This window comes from Acinetobacter gandensis (assembly GCF_001678755.1).
GTDB lineage: Bacteria > Pseudomonadota > Gammaproteobacteria > Pseudomonadales > Moraxellaceae > Acinetobacter > Acinetobacter gandensis.
In genome coordinates, this window is the sequence record NZ_LZDS01000009.1 from 1 (window position 1) to 17745 (window position 17745).

General features: G+C 38.5%; 13 protein-coding genes, 1 tRNA gene and 1 pseudogene. 3 read left to right on the top strand and 12 right to left on the bottom strand.

Translation table 11 applies throughout. The features are described 5' to 3' along the window. The 8 genes and pseudogenes from A9J31_RS15550 to efp form a co-directional block, all read right to left on the bottom strand. Nucleotides 1-124, bottom strand: a pseudogene (locus A9J31_RS15550) (IS5/IS1182 family transposase); the annotation flags it as partial. 207 nt (nucleotides 125-331) lie between these two features. After that, nucleotides 332-408: transfer RNA gene (locus A9J31_RS04410), tRNA-Val, on the bottom strand. A 31-nt stretch (nucleotides 409-439) separates the two neighbouring features. Then, the gene (locus A9J31_RS04415) at nucleotides 440-2452 is read right to left on the bottom strand and encodes a transglutaminase TgpA family protein (protein ID WP_067762754.1); all 2013 of its coding nucleotides are present in this window, start codon (nucleotides 2450-2452) and stop codon (nucleotides 440-442) included. 3 nt (nucleotides 2453-2455) lie between these two features. Beyond that, nucleotides 2456-3361, bottom strand: coding sequence for a DUF58 domain-containing protein (locus A9J31_RS04420; RefSeq protein ID WP_067762755.1), 906 nt, complete (start codon nucleotides 3359-3361; stop codon nucleotides 2456-2458). An 11-nt stretch (nucleotides 3362-3372) separates the two neighbouring features. After that, entirely contained in the window at nucleotides 3373-4332 is a 960-nt protein-coding gene (locus A9J31_RS04425; protein ID WP_067762756.1) for an AAA family ATPase, read from the bottom strand. A gap of 266 nt (nucleotides 4333-4598) precedes the next feature. After that, complete coding sequence (locus A9J31_RS04430) at nucleotides 4599-4901, bottom strand: YbdD/YjiX family protein (RefSeq protein ID WP_067762757.1); 303 nt, start codon at nucleotides 4899-4901, stop codon at nucleotides 4599-4601. 13 nt (nucleotides 4902-4914) lie between these two features. Next, nucleotides 4915-7017, bottom strand: coding sequence for a carbon starvation CstA family protein (locus tag A9J31_RS04435; protein WP_067762758.1), 2103 nt, complete (start codon nucleotides 7015-7017; stop codon nucleotides 4915-4917). Between the two features lie 196 nt (nucleotides 7018-7213). Then, nucleotides 7214-7783, bottom strand: a complete 570-nt coding sequence (gene efp / locus A9J31_RS04440; protein WP_067762759.1) for an elongation factor P — start codon at nucleotides 7781-7783, stop codon at nucleotides 7214-7216. Between the two features lie 390 nt (nucleotides 7784-8173). Here efp and epmB point away from each other — a divergent pair, with 390 nt between their 5' ends. The 3 genes from epmB to A9J31_RS04455 are packed head-to-tail and all read left to right on the top strand — an operon-like array spanning nucleotide 8174 to nucleotide 13058. After that, entirely contained in the window at nucleotides 8174-9190 is a 1017-nt protein-coding gene (epmB, locus tag A9J31_RS04445) for an EF-P beta-lysylation protein EpmB (RefSeq protein ID WP_067762760.1), read from the top strand. A 14-nt stretch (nucleotides 9191-9204) separates the two neighbouring features. Further along, nucleotides 9205-10950 carry a GTPase gene (locus A9J31_RS04450; RefSeq protein ID WP_067762786.1) on the top strand — a complete coding sequence of 582 codons (1746 nt, stop codon included), beginning with the start codon at nucleotides 9205-9207 and terminating at the stop codon, nucleotides 10948-10950. Further along, nucleotides 10932-13058, top strand: a complete 2127-nt coding sequence (locus A9J31_RS04455) for an EAL domain-containing protein (RefSeq protein ID WP_067762761.1) — start codon at nucleotides 10932-10934, stop codon at nucleotides 13056-13058. The genes A9J31_RS04450 and A9J31_RS04455 overlap by 19 nt, the downstream gene beginning before the upstream one ends. Nucleotides 13059-13153: 95 nt before the next feature. Here the strand turns inward: A9J31_RS04455 and rpmE are convergent, their stop codons facing one another. From rpmE to A9J31_RS04475, 4 genes are all read right to left on the bottom strand, one after another. After that, on the bottom strand, nucleotides 13154-13378 hold the full coding sequence (gene rpmE, locus A9J31_RS04460; protein ID WP_067762762.1) for a 50S ribosomal protein L31: 225 nt from the start codon (nucleotides 13376-13378) through the stop codon (nucleotides 13154-13156). A 316-nt stretch (nucleotides 13379-13694) separates the two neighbouring features. Further along, the gene (locus A9J31_RS04465; RefSeq protein WP_067762763.1) at nucleotides 13695-14669 is read right to left on the bottom strand and encodes a bile acid:sodium symporter family protein; all 975 of its coding nucleotides are present in this window, start codon (nucleotides 14667-14669) and stop codon (nucleotides 13695-13697) included. A 183-nt stretch (nucleotides 14670-14852) separates the two neighbouring features. Then, the gene (gloA, locus tag A9J31_RS04470; protein ID WP_067762764.1) at nucleotides 14853-15254 is read right to left on the bottom strand and encodes a lactoylglutathione lyase; all 402 of its coding nucleotides are present in this window, start codon (nucleotides 15252-15254) and stop codon (nucleotides 14853-14855) included. A gap of 210 nt (nucleotides 15255-15464) precedes the next feature. Further along, entirely contained in the window at nucleotides 15465-17603 is a 2139-nt protein-coding gene (locus A9J31_RS04475; RefSeq protein WP_067762765.1) for an AmpG family muropeptide MFS transporter, read from the bottom strand. Nucleotides 17604-17745: the final 142 nt, after the last annotated feature.

The following is a 17745-nucleotide window of genomic DNA, read 5'->3' on the forward strand; positions in this document are numbered from 1 at the left end:
TTGATGGCGCATACCATTGCGTAGCAGGATCAAACCAAATGGCAATATTTCCGCGACTCATAAGTGCTCGGTTATATGCGGGCCAATTGGTTGTGCGGTAGATTTTGTGTGCAGGCTTCTTCATTTGAAAATTATATCGCTGAAAAAGCCTTTACAGATAGGTTTGTGCAACAAAGCCTTATTAGACAGTGATACACGTAGTGATACAAGCTAGCGTCAGTTTTGGAGAAACGTACCAAACTACCAAAAACAAAAAAACCTTCTAAATTTTTGAATTTAGAAGGTTTTCTGCTTTATACAACCCCACAGAAAGCTGTATAAAAAGTAATCTTGGTAGGTATATCCAGACTCGAACTGGAGACCTCTACGATGTCAACGTAGCGCTCTAACCAACTGAGCTATACACCTGAAGTCCAAGCATCATATTCATTTTTATTTTTTATGACAAGCCCTTTTCTGAGTTTTTTAAACTTTGCGTACAAGTTTTAAGCAAAGCCTTAAAACATTGAATATCTTGAGAACTTAGCGCTCTACCTACATAAATTTCCTGTTCAAATAACGTAATAGCTTGTTCGAATGAATCCTTTTCTTGTTCAGGTACATTTTCAGCCAAACGTTGTAACCAATGCCTAAAACTTTCAGAAGTTCCTTTTTGTAGGTTCAAGGGTAATTTCTTTGCAAAATTGGTAATTTCTCTTTCGAGAGGGCTTAAACTTTTTCTTTTTTTCCACATAATCCATATAAAATAAAATACAACAACTCCACCAATACTCAATACAAGTATTAAACCTCCTGCATATGCAGAATTTACACCGAGCTTTTTGAACCATTGTTGTTGAGATTCAGTATTATAACCTACGACCTTGCTTTGCCATTGGTAACTCGCATAATCACTCCATACACGTACTTTTTTCAATATGGCAAATTGCTGATAGGCCCAAGTCGACTGCTTTGTTCCAAAAATTGTACGATCTTGTGCCATATAATCCTGCATTCCACCATCGATACGCTGCGGTGCGATGATGGCCGTCGGATCAATACGACGCCAATTTTGATTGACATAAACCTCTGTCCACGCATGAGCATCGAGCTGACGAACTTCCCAACTTTTACCATCTGGTGCTAATTGACCACCCTGATAACCCACAACGATTCGTGCTGGCACTCCAGCATAACGCATCAACATTGCAAAACTTGAAGCAAAGTGTTCGCAAAAGCCTTGTCGTGAACCAAATAAAAAATCATCGATACGATTTTGTCCAAGCACACCGGGGCTTAAAGTATAAACAAAGTTATTGTTTTGATACCAATGAAATACTTGATCTATATAACGCTCTGGATCCGCCCCACTTTTACCCCATAATTCTTGAGCCAATCGTTGAGACTTGTAATCTAACTGATGTACATAACGCGTATTTAGTTTAGCTAACCACTGTGACTGAACCACTTGCGGAAGCGATGCTATGCCTAACCATTTTAATTGAATTGGTTCGGTCCGAGCCGTTAAACGATAAGGCGTAATTCGACCATCTTGACCAAATAGAAATCGTGGCTCTGTAGGCACAGATTGCTCAAGGGCCATCACCCACATTACACTAGGGTCAGCAGCAAGATATTGGTACTTTAAAGTCTTGCTCGGTAGTATTTGTGATACATCAAATTGAGTTGCTTGTTGATTTACAAAATGACTGGTCCATTTAGTGCCATCATATTCATCTAATGCCATCCCCCGCCAATACAGCTCTGTACGTGGTGGCAAGGCTTGAATATCACCGATTATACGAAAAGCTAAACTACTCGACTGTGATAACTCAGCAATATCGCCTGGAGACATGCTGTCACTAATACCTGTTGTGGCTTTATTTTCAGGAATTGGAATGTGCCATAGTGGCGGCAGGCGTGGAAAAAAGAGAAATAGTAAGATAAAGAATGGAACAGCTAAGGAGATAAACTTTCCAACATGACCAATATCTTGTTTAATCGCTTGTATTTCACCGATTAAGTTTTGACTAAAACCAATGGTCTGTAAACGGTATAATCCAATAAAACAGCTCATTAACGCCGTTAAAACAAGCGCAGCCATGCCAAAAGATTGACTGAATAAAAAGCTACTCGCAATCACAAATAAGGCAAAGTTAAATATGATGATTACATCGCGTTTATTTTTCGTTTCTAGTGATTTGGCAAATAAAAATGTCGTAAGTACTGCTACACCTGCATCAACACCAATAAAAGTTTTATGGCTCAGGTAAATACTGATTAATGCACTCAAAGTCAGTAAATAAGTCCAAACTTTAGACAAGGGCTTTTTATTGACTCGCATATTGAGTAGCAAGCAAATCCAAATGATAAAAAAAACCAAAGTTGTCGCCATTGGAATATAAAGAACTTGAGTGGCAAGCACCAAAGCCAAAGTCAGTAAAATCGCACGTTGAATAGAAGGCTGAATCATATGTTAAGCCTGCGCCAATAAAAGTTTAGCTGTAGCCAATTGCTGTTGCCCTTGGCCAAATGGCAATTCAGCCTGTGGTAAATACATCGCATAAGTACAATTTAATTGTTCCGCTTGTTCAACTAAACCCATCATCAAACTGAGCTTTTCTTCATGTGAGTTCGCTGGCATTTGCTGATAATCTATTTCAAGTTTATGTTGATCAGCATATTGCTCAAATACTTTGACATATAAACCTTGCCCACGTGCTGCTTGCTTCCATGAAACAGCGTGCAATGAATCTCCTGTTTGAAAACTTCTCAGCTCACGAAACTCATCCATATCTGGTTCAAAATTTTGTTGATGTTGTTTATTTTCAGCAATTGTTACACTTGATTGAGGCGCTACCCAGGCCTCCTGTTGGACATATAAATATGTCCATGCTCTTACCAAGCCAAATGGATAAGTACTAAAAATCTGAATTTCAGGAATTGTAAATTTACCGCGGTGTGTCGTCTCAAAATTAATCTGAACATGATGCTGTTTGTCTTGAATGAGGATTTTTTGCAGATGTGTCGCTGTTTTAAACCAAAGATAACGAGCTTGTAATTGGTTTTGATTCAAGTACAAATTCACAATTTGAGGCTCACCAATTTGTGGCGTTTCCCCGACCACCACGTCAAGCGTTAAACCATGTAGTTGCTTAAACGTAAGATAAAAACTGATACACAACACTGCACTGATTAAAAAGCAAAAACCTAATATTAAGTTATTGGCATAATTCACACCTGCAATGAACGTGATGAAAATTAACGCCAGATACAAATAACCTTGCTGGTAGATGAAAATCAGTACATCTTTTTGAGTTAACTGCTTTTTCTGATCAATTTTAAAGCGTCTTGCAATCCACTGCTGCCATTTCGAAGCCAAAAGTCAGCTCCTTATTGAATTGCAATCTGTTGTAATAGTTGCTTTGATTCGGCATTGGACAAGCCGATACGATGTGCTACCACTGCAGCGAATACTGCTTGTATATCATCAGGATTGACATAATTTCTCTGTTCAATCAGCGCGTATGCTTGAGCTGCTTTTTTTAGTGCCAATACACCACGTGTGGACAAACCATGACGACCTTTTCGTGTTTCTGCGGCCAAATCCAAAATGTAATTAAGTATTTTTTCACTCAAGTGAATCTGCCCGACCAAGCTTTGCAGCTCTAATACTTCGGCTTCAGTAAAAACATGTTTTAAAGTCGCAATTAATTCATGGCGTGAGTCTTGTTGTAATAACAGTCTTTCCGCTTGTCGCGACGGATAACCTAAAGATAACCGCATTAAAAAACGGTCTAGTTGGGACTCAGGTAAAGCATAAGTACCGCTTTGAAATAAGGGGTTTTGTGTTGCAACCACCCAAAATGGTTGAGGCAGAGCATAACGTACACCATCGACCGTCACATAACCCTCTTCCATGGCTTCTAATAAAGCACTTTGAGTCTTTGGGCTACAACGGTTAATTTCATCTGCCAGTAAAATTTGGGTAAAAATTGGCCCCGACTTAAACTCAAAATGGTGCTCTTTTTGATTAAACATATTCACACCAATCACATCGCTGGCCAGCATGTCATTGGTAAATTGAATGCGTTGAAATTTCAGGCCTGCTAAGTGCGATAAAGCACTGGATAATGTTGTTTTTCCTAAACCAGGTAAGTCTTCAAATAGCACATGCCCGCCTGCCAATAGACAGGCTAAAGCCAATTTGGTTTGCTGATTTTTATCGAGAATAATTTGATTGATTTGATCAAGAAAAGTGTTAATTTTAGGATAATAGGACGCGAGTTTTTGCTCATCTACCAGACGATTTATTTGCTGTTGTTCTTGACGCTTCTCTGTTCCCCAAAACACCTTTTATTCCCCAATAAAAAAGTTGATTGATCACTAACATACAGGTTTTTAAATGGAAATACATTCTTTATAGCAAAACAATCTATGTAAAATCATACCTAATTTAGATTCCAATTAAATTTAAAAAGTATGCATCTTTCTTAACTTCGCGCCTTCGATTGCTACCTTGGCATAATAGCGCTCTGAATTTTTCATATCCTTTCGTTTAATCTCAAATTGATTGTGTAAAAAAAGCGCCTCGAAAGGCGCTTTTTTTCATTATGTGTTTAACACGGACATTTTTTCATACCGCCACCTGCTGATGGATAACGTGCATCCACACAGTAGCGGTAAAAGGTTTTTGCATCCATCGCTTCCAAATCAGGATGATGTTTTGCCATATGTTCCAAATAGTTTTGATAATCAGGAACACCTACCATCAAGCGAAAACTTTGCTGCAAACGCTGCCACAAGGTCGCAATACGTGACCAATTTTTCGGGTTCAGAATTAAATCCTTCTGCGACATAATGGTCATTTTAATGATCTTATAAATCACTGTTTTTCCACTTTTTGCAAACTTCAGGTTCATTCACTTTCCCCTATTAATGTGCTGACTTTGATGGCTCAATTTCAGCTGGATCACGATAAATTGCTTCTGCTTCATTAACCGATGGGTTTGGATTTGCTAATGCACGACGTACCACACCAATTGCAGCAAACAACATGACAAAAGCCACGATCATAAAGAATGCACATAGACCCGCATTAATTTGATTCGACAATGCCACAGTTTGCATCTCAGCAACTGTTTTTGCAGGCGCTAAAATTTCGTTCTTCGCAATTGCAGCATTAAAACGATCTGCTTGAGCCAAGAAACCAATTTTAGGATTTCCGTGGAAAATCTTCTGCCATCCAGCAGTCATCGCAGTGATAAACAAGAATACAGTTGGAATAATCGTCACCCAAACATATTGTTGTTTCTTCATTTTAAACAGGATCACTGTACCCAAAATCAGTGCCATCGCAGCAAGAATTTGGTTACCGATACCGAATAGCGGCCATAAGCTGTTAATACCACCAAGTGGATCGACTACGCCTTGATATACAAAGAAACCCCAACCTGCAACAGCTACAGCTGTACCCAACATATTACCAAAGAAATTATGTGAGTTTTTTACCGCAGGAATCACGATACCCACAGTATCTTGCACCATGAAACGACATGCACGTGTACCCGCATCAACAGCGGTTAAAATGAAAAGTGCTTCGAATAAAATCGCAAAGTGATACCAGAACGCCATCATTGAACGGTTATTGAAGATTTCCGTAATGATGTGAGCCATACCAATGGCAAATGTTGGTGCACCACCAGTACGTGACAGAATTGAGTTTTCACCCACTTCTTGCGCAAGTAATGTTAATGCTTCAGGCGTGACCACAAAGCCTAAAGTACGTACCGCTTCTGCAGCAGACTCAACCGTTGTACCAATTACAGCCGCTGGCGCATTAATTGCAAAATATACACCCGGTTCAAGAATTGTTGCGCAGACCAATGCCATAATCGCAACAAATGATTCCATTAACATGCCGCCGTAACCGATCATGCGAATATCTTTCTCATTATTCACAAGTTTCGGTGTCGTTCCTGAAGAAACGAGCGCATGGAAACCTGAAATCGCACCACAAGCAATGGTAATAAACAAGAACGGGAACATTGAGCCGGCAAATACAGGGCCTGTACCATCAATGAAATGTGTTACCGCTGGCATTTTCATTTCAGGTAATGCAAACATGATACCAATTGCTAAACCTGCAATAACACCAATTTTCAAGAAGGTAGATAGGTAATCACGTGGAGCAAGCAGCAACCAAACGGGTAATACAGATGCCACGAAACCATAACCAATCAGCCACCAAGTCAGTTCAGTACCTGAAAGAGTAAAGAATGGCCCCCAGTATGGATGTTGTGCAATATCACCACCGTAGATAATACCCGCCATCATTAATACAAAGCCAATTATAGAGACTTCAGCAATTTTACCTGGACGGATATAACGCATGTATATCCCCATGAAAATTGCAATTGGTACAGTAGCAGCGATACTAAATACGCCCCATGGACTGTTGGTTAATGCTTTTACAACAACCAATGCCAGTACCGCGAGAATAATGATCATTACACCCAAGGCACCAAGCATAACGATGATACCGGCAAAAGAACCCAGTTCTTGTTTTGCCATTTCACCCAGTGAACGACCATCACGGCGTGTTGAAATAAATAAGACAAGGAAGTCTTGTACCGCACCGGCAAGTACCACACCCACTAAAAGCCAAATTGTCCCTGGTAAGTAACCCATTTGAGCGGCAAGAATAGGTCCCACTAAAGGACCCGCACCCGCAATCGCAGCAAAGTGGTGACCAAATAAAACACTTTTATTTGTTGGCACATAATCTAGACCGTCAGCCAAACGATGTGCAGGTGTTAAACGTCGTTCATTTAGCTCAAATACTTTATTTGCAATGAATAAGCTATAAAAACGATATGCAATGCTATATACACAGATTGCTGCAAGAATAAGCCAGACTGCATTGACATGCTCGCCACGACTTAGTGCCAAGATACCGAACGATACGGCACCTAGAATGGCCACAAACAGCCAGATAATTTTTGAAGCCATTCCTGACTTCGGTTGAATGGTTTCCATCTCAATCCCTCATAAATATTGAAATAAATCAGCTTGATTTTTCTTGTTCGAGGTACTGCTGTTTCTTCCCTTGAAACTTTACTCCTGTTATGGCCGTTTTCATCTAATACTTTGGCATACAAAACTAAACCATTAGGTATAAAAAAAGGGATGATTCATCATCATCCCTTTCGATAATAGTCTATTTTTTAAACCATTATGCACGTTCTAAATAATCACCAGTACGAGTGTCTACACGAACGCTTTCTTCTTGCTGTACAAATAATGGAACACGTACAACTGCACCTGTTTCAAGCTTAGCAGGTTTACCGCCACCGCCTGAAGTATCACCACGTACGCCTGGATCAGTTTCAACGATTTTTAACACAACGAAGTTAGGCGCGCTCACAGTTAAAGGAACACCGTTCCAAAGCATGATTGTGCAAAGTTCGTTTGAGTCATCTTTCAACCATTTAGCCGCGTCGCCCATAGCAACTTTATCAGCAGCGATTTGTTCGAAAGATTCTGGATCCATGAAGTTCCACATTTCACCGTCGTTATACAAGTAGTTCATTTCAACTTCTTGGATGTCAGCAGCTTCTAGTGAATCACCAGATTTAAATGTTTTTTCTAAAACTTTACCAGTTTTAAGGTTACGTAATTTTACACGGTTAAAAGCTTGGCCTTTACCTGGTTTTACGTATTCGTTTTCCATGATTGAACATGGGTTACCGTCAAGCATGACCTTAAGGCCCGACTTGAAATCATTCGTAGAATAATAGGCCATGACTGGCTCACTCCAAACTTACTAACTTTAATCTATAGTGCTACGGGCTATGACAAGTCATTTAGCAAGAACTAACTTGAGCATAAAAAGCTGCCACATGCACATTAATGTGATGTTGCGTATTCTAAATGACCAATACACTATGTCGCAATGAAAAAATCCCGCTTAAAGCGCCTAAGATGATTAAGTTACACTCATACATGAAAGATCTTTGTTTATACAACAGTCATGAACAGGTAAAATTAGAGTGGTCTCAAAGCCAAATTAATTTTTTTAAATTGTGATTCATCATATATCCAATTAACTGAGATCAGCTAGAAATTATATTCTGAGCTCTGCATTTATCCGGCTTATGGTCATCCCCTAACCTAGCATTTTCAAACATTCGGCATGATAAACTATTTATTTCAAGAGCAAAACTGGCAAACTCAACTCAGTGATTTGATTACTGACCCACGTGAATTGCTTGATACCCTAGCACTTTCACATGATCAACTTTTGTCAGGTGCACTACTTGCCACGGATCAATTTCGCTTACGTGTACCACGTGCTTTTGTAGAAAAAATGCAAAAAGGCAATCCGCTTGATCCACTTTTGCTCCAAGTTTTACCGCATCATCTCGAACTTGAAGAGCATGAAGGTTTTGTCACCGACCCTTTAGGCGAAGAACAAGCCAACCAACAACCTGGCGTCTTACATAAATATAAATCCCGCTTTTTACTGACATTGACAGGTGCATGTGCCGTTCATTGTCGTTACTGTTTCCGCCGTCATTTTCCATACCAAGAAAACCTACCTAAAAATGATGACTGGCCAAATATCAAACAATATATTGAACAGCAACCCGATATTAATGAAGTGATTTTAAGTGGTGGTGACCCACTGACGCTGTCAAATCGTAAACTTCAACTCTGGATTGATCGTTTATCTGAAATTCCTCAGATTAAATTTTTGAGAATTCATTCACGAGTTCCTATCGTAATCCCCAACCGTGTCGATGAAGAGCTGGTTTCTATTTTAAAAAACAGTAGGCTACGCATTATTCTAGTGGTACACTCAAATCATGCATCTGAGCTTGATGATTTTACGTGCAGCCAGCTTCAACAGCTTGTCAAACAAGGAATCACCGTGCTTAACCAAGCCGTTTTATTGAAAGGGGTCAATGATTCAGCTGATGTATTGGTCGAACTAAGTTACCGCTTATTCGATGCAGGCGTGATGCCTTATTACTTACATGTTCTAGATAAAGTCAAAGGTGCTTCACATTTTGATACACCAGCGCAGAACATAGATTTAATATATAAAGAAGTTTTAGAGAATCTACCGGGTTACTTGGTTCCTAAACTTGTACGGGAAATCGCGGGCGAGAAAAACAAGACACCGCTTTTTGGGGCTTCAACTTTTTGAGTTAAATAATAAAGATGACCACGCATACTTCAGATACGTTTCAACATCCGACTGAATTAAAGCTGGATAAACTGAGCTTTTGTCCTACCAATGCCAAAGGACTACAAGAGTGGTTAAATGGCATTTCAATTTTACAATTAGGTACTTCATCTAAAGCACTGTTCAATGCGTTGCTAGAAATTTCTGAGCTCAAGTGCCAAGAAATGCTACGTTTTGATTTGGTTCAGATTCTTCATCCAACTTTGGAAAGTGTGCTTACCAGTTTAGAAAAGCACTTTACCAATCAGAGCCTAATTACGACGGATCGTAATGACCAAATCATTGAATTGGCCATGTTATTACGTAGCCATTTTGCCAAGATTTATATTGATATTGCCAAACGCTGTAACCAACAGCTTAATCAGCAAAAATTTTCAATTTTTTCATTTGGTCATAAAAAAAGTTTGCAAACCGCGCGTATTGCTTCGATTTACTATGCGCTACAACAAATGACTATGCTGTTGTATCAACAGCACATGCTGTACACCATGCCGGTTCCAGGGCAATGGCTCGCTGCACATCAGTTAATTGAATGTGCCATTGAACATAATTTTTATCAAAGTAATATTAATCAGGTTTTAGGTACACAGCACCAAATTGCTAATATTGCGCAAGCCTACGCACAACTGATTTTGCTGGATATATTTAATAATAATCAAATTCGTCCTGCTGAAATACACGGGTTATATTTGTGTAGTTATGATTGGGCGAAGCTCATTCAAATTTTACCAAAAGAAACCACTCTATCGCGTTATATTGTTGACTGTAAAAAAGACCACCCACCAGTATTAAACGCGAAACAAAATAATCAGTATCAACCCAATGTGTATATTTCTACACAGAGTTTACTTGAGCATTTGACTGAAACTCAGACTAAGAATGCCAACTATCTGTCGAAGAATGAGAAATTATTCTTAACCCCTGCACTGTATTTCCATATTCATAACATTCTGACCAACAATACAGAACGCCGTCATGAGCGTTATGAGTACTCGGCACAAATCAATATTTGTTTCAGTTTATCTGTTGCACACTTTTATCTTTCTAAAGGTAAAAACTTTAACGAAACACTTGAACTTGAAGGCAATTATCAATTCCATAATGAAGCTTCATTTGTTAATGCCAGTGATTCAAATATACCTACAGGCATGACCAATGCCAAAGCGCTCGACCGTGAAGCAAAGCAAATTCATAGCGCAGAAGTACTGGACATTAGTGTCAATGGCTACCGTATTAAATGGACAGGTACAACACCGGCCAACTTAAAAACTGGCGAATTTATTTTAATTCAAGAAAATGCTCAAAGCCCTTGGCGTGGTGGAGTCATTCGCTGGATTAAACAGTCTTCTGAAAAAAGTCTCGAACTTGGCTTAGAAGTCTTAGCACAAGACATCTACCCTTGTTCCGCGCATATTCGGACTGACCGCAACACAACGAATCACCAGCCAGCACTTTTGGTTCAAACTACACAACTTGACCAAGTATCAACCACGCTTATTTTGCCGGGTGCCAACCTGTTCCGCGAAAAGCAAACGATACACTTACGTCTAGGTAAAGAAGATCTAAAAGTTTACTTAAACAAAGCGCAGTTAGTAACGCAAAGCTTTATTCGCTTTGAATATGAATTATTGAATGAAGAGCAAGAAAATGTCGTTAAAGACTTTATTGCGAAACAGAGCAATGAAATCAAAAATAATGACTTATGGGAAGCATTGAAGTGAGAAATCCATTACTGTCTAAAAAGCTAAAACGTACGGAAACACGCTTACTGATTATTGATGATAATCAAATACGTTTTAACCAAATTCAAGATTTATTGACAGAAAGTGAGCATCAAGTTCAAGCCAGCTTACTCGACGATTTACAAAATTTTGAAAAACAACTGAATCTAAATTGGGACTTAATTATTTTTGGTCGAGCTTATGACCTGAAATATGAGCAAGCATTAAGTTTGGTTCAGCTTTCTAATCAACCGAACTTGCCAATCATTCTATTAAAGCCAGAAGATTATCAAGCGGAACAATACGCGAATTATATCCGTAAAGGCATTTATGACATTTTAGATTTAAACGAAATAGATAATTTCTATCTTGGTTTAATTCGTGCCCTTTCATTTAGTCGTTTACAACAAACGCAACAACATTTAATGGATGAACTGGAAACTGCGCAAACTCAAACACAAGCGTTGGTTGAAGATAGTCGTAAAGCAGTTGCAGTCATTCAGGAAGGTATTCATATTCAAGCCAATGCTGAATACTTAACTCTTTTTGGTTTGAATAATGAGGATGATGTCATTGGTTTACCATTACTCGACTTATTACAACCGACCGATTTGAATGATTTTAAACAGCGCTTTAAGAAAATCAGCCAAGGCCAATTTGATTTAGGTCGTTTCGATCTTTCTTCACAAAATGCTGCGGTGGTAAAACAAAACCCATTGAAGTTAGAGTTTATTGCAGCGACAGAAGAAGATGCGCTACAACTCGCTGTAGATATAACAACAGAATCTACAAGACAAACTACAGTTAATACCGAAAACGTTGCTCAGAAGCCGAAAAGCTACCAACAAATTAACCGAACGATGACCAAGCAGCCATCTACTGTTAATGCATTGGTATTATTTACCCTTTCATCGTGTTCTGATGCTATTTTACAATCCAATTGGAATACCTATAAGAGCTATTTCAGTAATGTAAAAGAGTTCCTCAAAGAACAAACCCATGTACCATTATTTAGTCTAGACAATGGCGCATTTGTGGCTTTATTCCAAGCGGATAATCAAGCTAAATTAGATTCAAAATTAATTGGCTTAAATACTTTAAGTAAGCCGCAATTATTGACTGTAAATAATGAAAGCTACCCACTGAATCTGCGTATCGGTTATGCAGTTTTAAATGGCGACCTTCGTGATGAATCACATTTGGAACAAGTCATTAGCCAGGCCTTTACGACTGCACTACCAACCAATCAGAAAGCACCTGAAATTGATTTAAATATTCCACTTGAATTAGAAATCCCTGCGCTAGATTTTGGTACGCCTGAGGCTCAAATTGCGCCAATTAGCGTAAGTAATGAAGCACCTGTCTTAAAAGCACTTCGTACAAGCTTAGAACGTGGTGAAATTCATCTTAAATATCAACAGCTTTATGATAAAGAAGATAGCCATTTATATACGTATGAAGTGACCAGTGGCTTCATTTTTGAAAACAAATGGAAAGATATTGCTCAACTACGTGAACTCGCTGAAGACTCTGAACTATCGATTAAATTAGATCGCTGGATTTTAGTTGAATCATGTAAGCAATTACATAATTTTATTACACAGTTCCCTGATGCAAAATTAATTGTAAACTTAAACAAAGAAGTCTTGTACAACGATCGTACCTTCCCTGAATTTATTTCGAAGTTAATTACAATTATTCGTAGTAAGGTGAAAAACCCATTAATTTTGCAATTTTCAGAAGAAGACATTCAGACCAATCTTGCTGATGCACAAAAAGCATTTATAGAATTACGCAAAAATGGTGCTGATTTAGCATTACGTAATTTCGGCCATTCAATGTATAGCGAGTCATTACTTCGCCAAGTAGATGTAAATTGCTTAACATTGGATAATAGCCTCACGAAGATGTTAGCCAATGATAAATCATGTCTAGAATTGCAGGAAAAAATTGCTGCCTTTAATGAAATCAGAAACGTAGAAATTCTACTACGTGAACTGAATGACATGACGTTGTTTGCCAATGCTTGGAACGTTGAAGCTCGATTTATTCAGGGCGATTACTTCCAGAAAAAACTAGATCATTTAATCGATATTCAAGACCAATAAGGTCTTGGATATTTATGCTGTCTAAAATTGACATTTCATTCAGTTTAAATAGGCACAAAAAAACGGGCATAAAGCCCGTTTTTTCGTTTTGGATATTAACGTTTGATAGAACGTGACATACCAGCAAAACGTTGTTTGAATTTGTCGATACGACCGCCAGTATCAACGTTTTTCTGTTTACCAGTGTAGAATGGGTGGCAAGCAGAACATACGTCTAGGTAAACAGTTTCTTTACCAAGAGCTGAACGAGTTTCGATTACGTTACCACATGAACAAGTAGCAACTAAAGTATCATATTTTGGGTGAATATCGGCGCGCATCGTCGATTACTCCTAAGATTCAAGAAGGTTTAGCTGTCATCGCAATTGATCACTCTTGTAGACATACAAGGAAGGCTTATAAAGCAGATCAACACCATAACAGACCATTCTTTTGGCCCACCGAGACGGATACCGTCAGAGCTAAGCACAACAAGTTGGGCAGTATTATATCTGATATAAATTGATTAATAAATAGAGCTACACCCCTCAATTGATCAGATTCGATAATGCCCTATTCTTTACTCAGTCTTTTCAATCCCACATTCAAATCTAGCAGCTTAGTTCAATAAGCTCGTTTGCCCATTCATACTGAAATTTAAAGTTTACCTGCTTGTTGCTTTGACCAAATATTTGCGATCACTCCACACACCATCAATTGAATCTGGTGGAAAATCATAATCGGTAAAACAATCATACCGAGTGGTTGACCAATAAATAAGATTTGAGCCATTGGTACACCACTTGCCAAGGTCTTTTTTGATCCACAAAAGAATATAGTTTTTTGATCAGCACGATTAAAGCCCAACCATCTAGGGACATAGAGTGCAAGTAACATCACGATAGTCAGTAATACTGAACACGCTACAATCAGTATAAATAAAGTCATTCCACTGACTTGATGCCAAAGACCTGCTACGACAGCACTACTAAAAGCGCCATACACCACCATTAAGATTGATCCTTGATCAAATACTTTAACGATCTTGGGTAGTTTTTTCATATACGGAAAGACCCATGGCCGTAAGACCTGACCTAAGATGAAAGGAACCAAGAGCAATAAAGTAATTTGGATAATCGATGCGGTCGGATCATAATTATGTTGTGATTGCCCCAAGATAAAATAAGCGACCAGTACAGGTGTAATAAACATACCAATAATATTAGAGAAGGATGCGCTACACACGGCACCCGCAACATTACCTTGGGAAACCGATGTAAATGCTATGGAGGATTGAACTGTTGAGGGTAAAAAACACATAAACAAGAAACCCCAGTACAACTCCTTTCCTAACATCGGTACAAGTATAGGTTTAGCCAATAAGCCTAATATTGGAAACAATGCAAATGTAAATGCGAAGACCAGCGCATGTAACTTCCAGTGCATGACTCCTTCTATCACAGCTTCACGTGACAATTTGGCACCATGCAAAAAAAATAAAATCGCAATTGCAGCGGTGGTGACCACACCAAAAATATCTGCCGCCTGCCCTGAAACTGGTAAAAATGTTGCCAATATCACCATAACAAATAAAAGTATCGTAAAACGATCAAGCGCTAACAGTTTCAACATCACTACATCCTGTATTGTTATTTCTAAACTTTATTTCAGACATAAAAATGCCCAACAAGTTAAATTTACCGAGAGGTAAACATTTATCTTACTGGGCATATATAAAAAAGCGAGTGCGATTCACTTATATTCGTTATTTAGTACAATGATTTAGCCTAAATGATAAATATAAAAACATCTCGCTTAGTTATTACGTGCATTGACATCTTGTTGAATCAGTTCGATCTTGTAGCCATCTGGATCTTCTACGAATGCAATAACTGTTACGCCACCCTTCATTGGGCCTGCTTCACGCACTACATTACCACCACGTGATTTAATCTCTTCACACGCTTGATAAGCATCATCAACTGCAATCGCAATATGACCATAAGCATTACCCAGCTCATACTCAGCTGTATCCCAATTGTGAGTGAGTTCAAGTACGGTATGGTTCGCTTCATCACCATAACCTACAAATGCAAGAGTAAAACGACCTTCTTCATAGTCACGTTTACGAAGCAAAGTCATACCGAGTACTTCAGTGTAAAACGCCAATGAGCGTTCTAAATTGCCTACACGTAACATGGTATGCAGCATGCGCATGATTCATTTTCCTAAACATTAATTTTGCTGATTACTATAGGCATTTAAATACAAAAGTTCAATTTGAATACCATTCGTCTTTATGTGCCTAGAAATAACTGAAGTACTATCCTTTAATACTAATGCGATGATACTTATCATTATGCCCATAAAAAAGCTCATCATAATGATGAGCTTTTTTATCTACTTCATATGTCTATTAAAGTCATTTTAACTACTTTTTTGCCCGTGTTCTCTTAGTAGCTTTGCAACCCAAACTACTAAAATTAAAATTGGAATACCGATTAAAGTTGTCATGAGGAAAAATTTTGGATAACCGATATTCGTCACAATCGTGCCTGAATAGCCGCCTAAGATTTTTGGCGTTAAAGTCATTAACGAACTGAAAATAGCATATTGCACAGCAGTAAATGAAACACTTGTTAAACTCGATAAGAATGCAATAAATGCTGCACCTGCTAAACCAGAAGCTAAGTTGTCAACAATAATGGCAAAGTACAACCATTTAGAACTATAAGGTTTAATCACTTTACCTTTTATTTCAACTTCATTTCCCGCTTGAGCCAAGTTTACAGGCTGAATATCAATATCAAGTACACCCGCCATATTCGCAGACGTATTTACATCATATTTGTGTTGCTTTGTAGAAATGACTTTCGTTCCATCTACAACTTGAGTCAATAATTGTTTAGAGCTTGAATTTACCAAAACTTGCCCCGGAATCGTCGCTGTGAAAATACCTTGTTTATCCAGTTTGGCATCGAAAGGTTTCCCATCTAACAACACCTGAATTTTCTGAGCATCACTTAATTCACGATTATAATGTCCACGAACCACAATACCATTGCTCTGCTCATGCGCACTTACAACGTTGTCTGCGGTCACAGGATAAAGCAATAATGCACCTGTATTTTGCGCATCATTTAAGTAAGGAATACTGACTGTAACTGGATACGAATCAGCAATCGAGTAAACAGCTGTTGCTGAAATCTCATGGTTCTGCTTTAACACATCCGTTGGTACTGTAATTTTCCAAGCACCTGTTTCATCAGGAATCGCAACATAATTTTTATCACCCACTTGGACTTTTACTGGATCTAATGATTGACCTGATTTAACTAATCCGATAAAAATCAAATTGGTTGAACTCGCTAAAATCGCACCAACGAACATCAACTTCATAATGTTCATACGCTGTGCAAGCAATCCGCCAAGAAAGCCACCTATAAGGCTAAAAATTACACCATAGACTTTAACCGCTTCAGCAATTTGTTCTTTGCTGAAATTTAAGTCTTGATAAAACACATTGGAAATCACACCTGCAATGATGTCTGAGATGCGATAAAAGCCAATCAACAAAAGTAAAACCAATGCGAGTTTTAACCCATAACGCTTAAAGAAATCTGCAATTGGATTTACCCAAGTTTCATACGCCATTTGCTTGTTCACAGCACCAGTTTTTACCAGTGTTGAACCAACGAGCAATGCGACGGCACCTGAGCCAATGAAACGTACAGCTTCTAAACTAAATAATAAGAAGGAATCTTTAACTTCCCAAGCGGTTTTTAATACCTCCAGCAGCCGTCCTGAATAGATATAGCTCAAGACAAAACTAATCACCGAAACGAAAAATACTGCAACCAAACGATAGTAATCACTACGTTTATAATCTTTTTGTTTCCGCTCTACATTTGGCTCACGAATACAAAGTGTGGTGATAATACCGACAAACATGACAGCTGCCATTGCTAAGTAAGTATATTTCCAAGCATCGTATATATAATTACCTTTGGCTGTACCTAAGTAAGCTGCCAAAAATAAAGCCCCCGCACCCGCAACAATCATCCCTATACGGTAGCCCGCATTATATGTAGACGCTAAAACGGTTTGCATTTCTGCTTCAGCAAGCTCGATACGATAAGCATCAATCACAATATCTTGTGTCGCAGCAGAGAAACCGAGCAAAACTGCGCCTGCCGCCATTTGATAAATATAGCTTTGACCTAAGGCTGGATCTGAAAAAGCCATAATACAAATGGCACAGATGATTAAAATCTGCGCGATCAACAACCAAGCTCGACGGCGACCAAGCTGTGAAGTTAAAAATGGAACAGGTAATTCATCAATCAGTGGTGCCCAAACAAACTTAAAGGAATAACCGAGTGCTGCCCAACTGAAAAAAGTTACCGCACTTTTATCAATCCCAGCTTCACCTAACCACAGCGATAAACTTGAAAATATAAGAAGAATTGGAATACCGGCTGAAAAACCGAGAAACAGCATAATCAGCGCACGCCGATCTAAAAACGCAGTAAAAGCAGATTTCCATCCTGAAGCTTGTGTTGTCATGACTCAGATTATTTTTGTCAAAATCGAATGATGCTATTCAATCGCTTAATCAATTTTGTTTCAACAACATTTATGAAATCATTGTTTTATTTTATAGAGAAATAATCAGCTGTTGCTTGATCTTTACCATCAAACCTGTATA

What these genes read in the sequence shown, in the direction of transcription:
- rpmE (WP_067762762.1), bottom strand. Translation starts at nt 13,378, where the DNA reads ATGCGCGCCGATATTCACCCAAAATATGATACTTTAGTTGCTACTTGT.
- A9J31_RS04465 (WP_067762763.1), bottom strand. Translation starts at nt 14,669, where the DNA reads ATGTTGAAACTGTTAGCGCTTGATCGTTTTACGATACTTTTATTTGTT.
- gloA (WP_067762764.1), bottom strand. Translation starts at nt 15,254, where the DNA reads ATGCGCATGCTGCATACCATGTTACGTGTAGGCAATTTAGAACGCTCA.
- A9J31_RS04475 (WP_067762765.1), bottom strand. Translation starts at nt 17,603, where the DNA reads ATGACAACACAAGCTTCAGGATGGAAATCTGCTTTTACTGCGTTTTTA.
- epmB (WP_067762760.1), top strand. Translation starts at nt 8,174, where the DNA reads ATGATAAACTATTTATTTCAAGAGCAAAACTGGCAAACTCAACTCAGT.
- A9J31_RS04455 (WP_067762761.1), top strand. Translation starts at nt 10,932, where the DNA reads ATGGGAAGCATTGAAGTGAGAAATCCATTACTGTCTAAAAAGCTAAAA.
- A9J31_RS04435 (WP_067762758.1), bottom strand. Translation starts at nt 7,017, where the DNA reads ATGGAAACCATTCAACCGAAGTCAGGAATGGCTTCAAAAATTATCTGG.
- A9J31_RS04415 (WP_067762754.1), bottom strand. Translation starts at nt 2,452, where the DNA reads ATGATTCAGCCTTCTATTCAACGTGCGATTTTACTGACTTTGGCTTTG.
- A9J31_RS04430 (WP_067762757.1), bottom strand. Translation starts at nt 4,901, where the DNA reads ATGAACCTGAAGTTTGCAAAAAGTGGAAAAACAGTGATTTATAAGATC.
- efp (WP_067762759.1), bottom strand. Translation starts at nt 7,783, where the DNA reads ATGGCCTATTATTCTACGAATGATTTCAAGTCGGGCCTTAAGGTCATG.
- A9J31_RS04450 (WP_067762786.1), top strand. Translation starts at nt 9,205, where the DNA reads ATGACCACGCATACTTCAGATACGTTTCAACATCCGACTGAATTAAAG.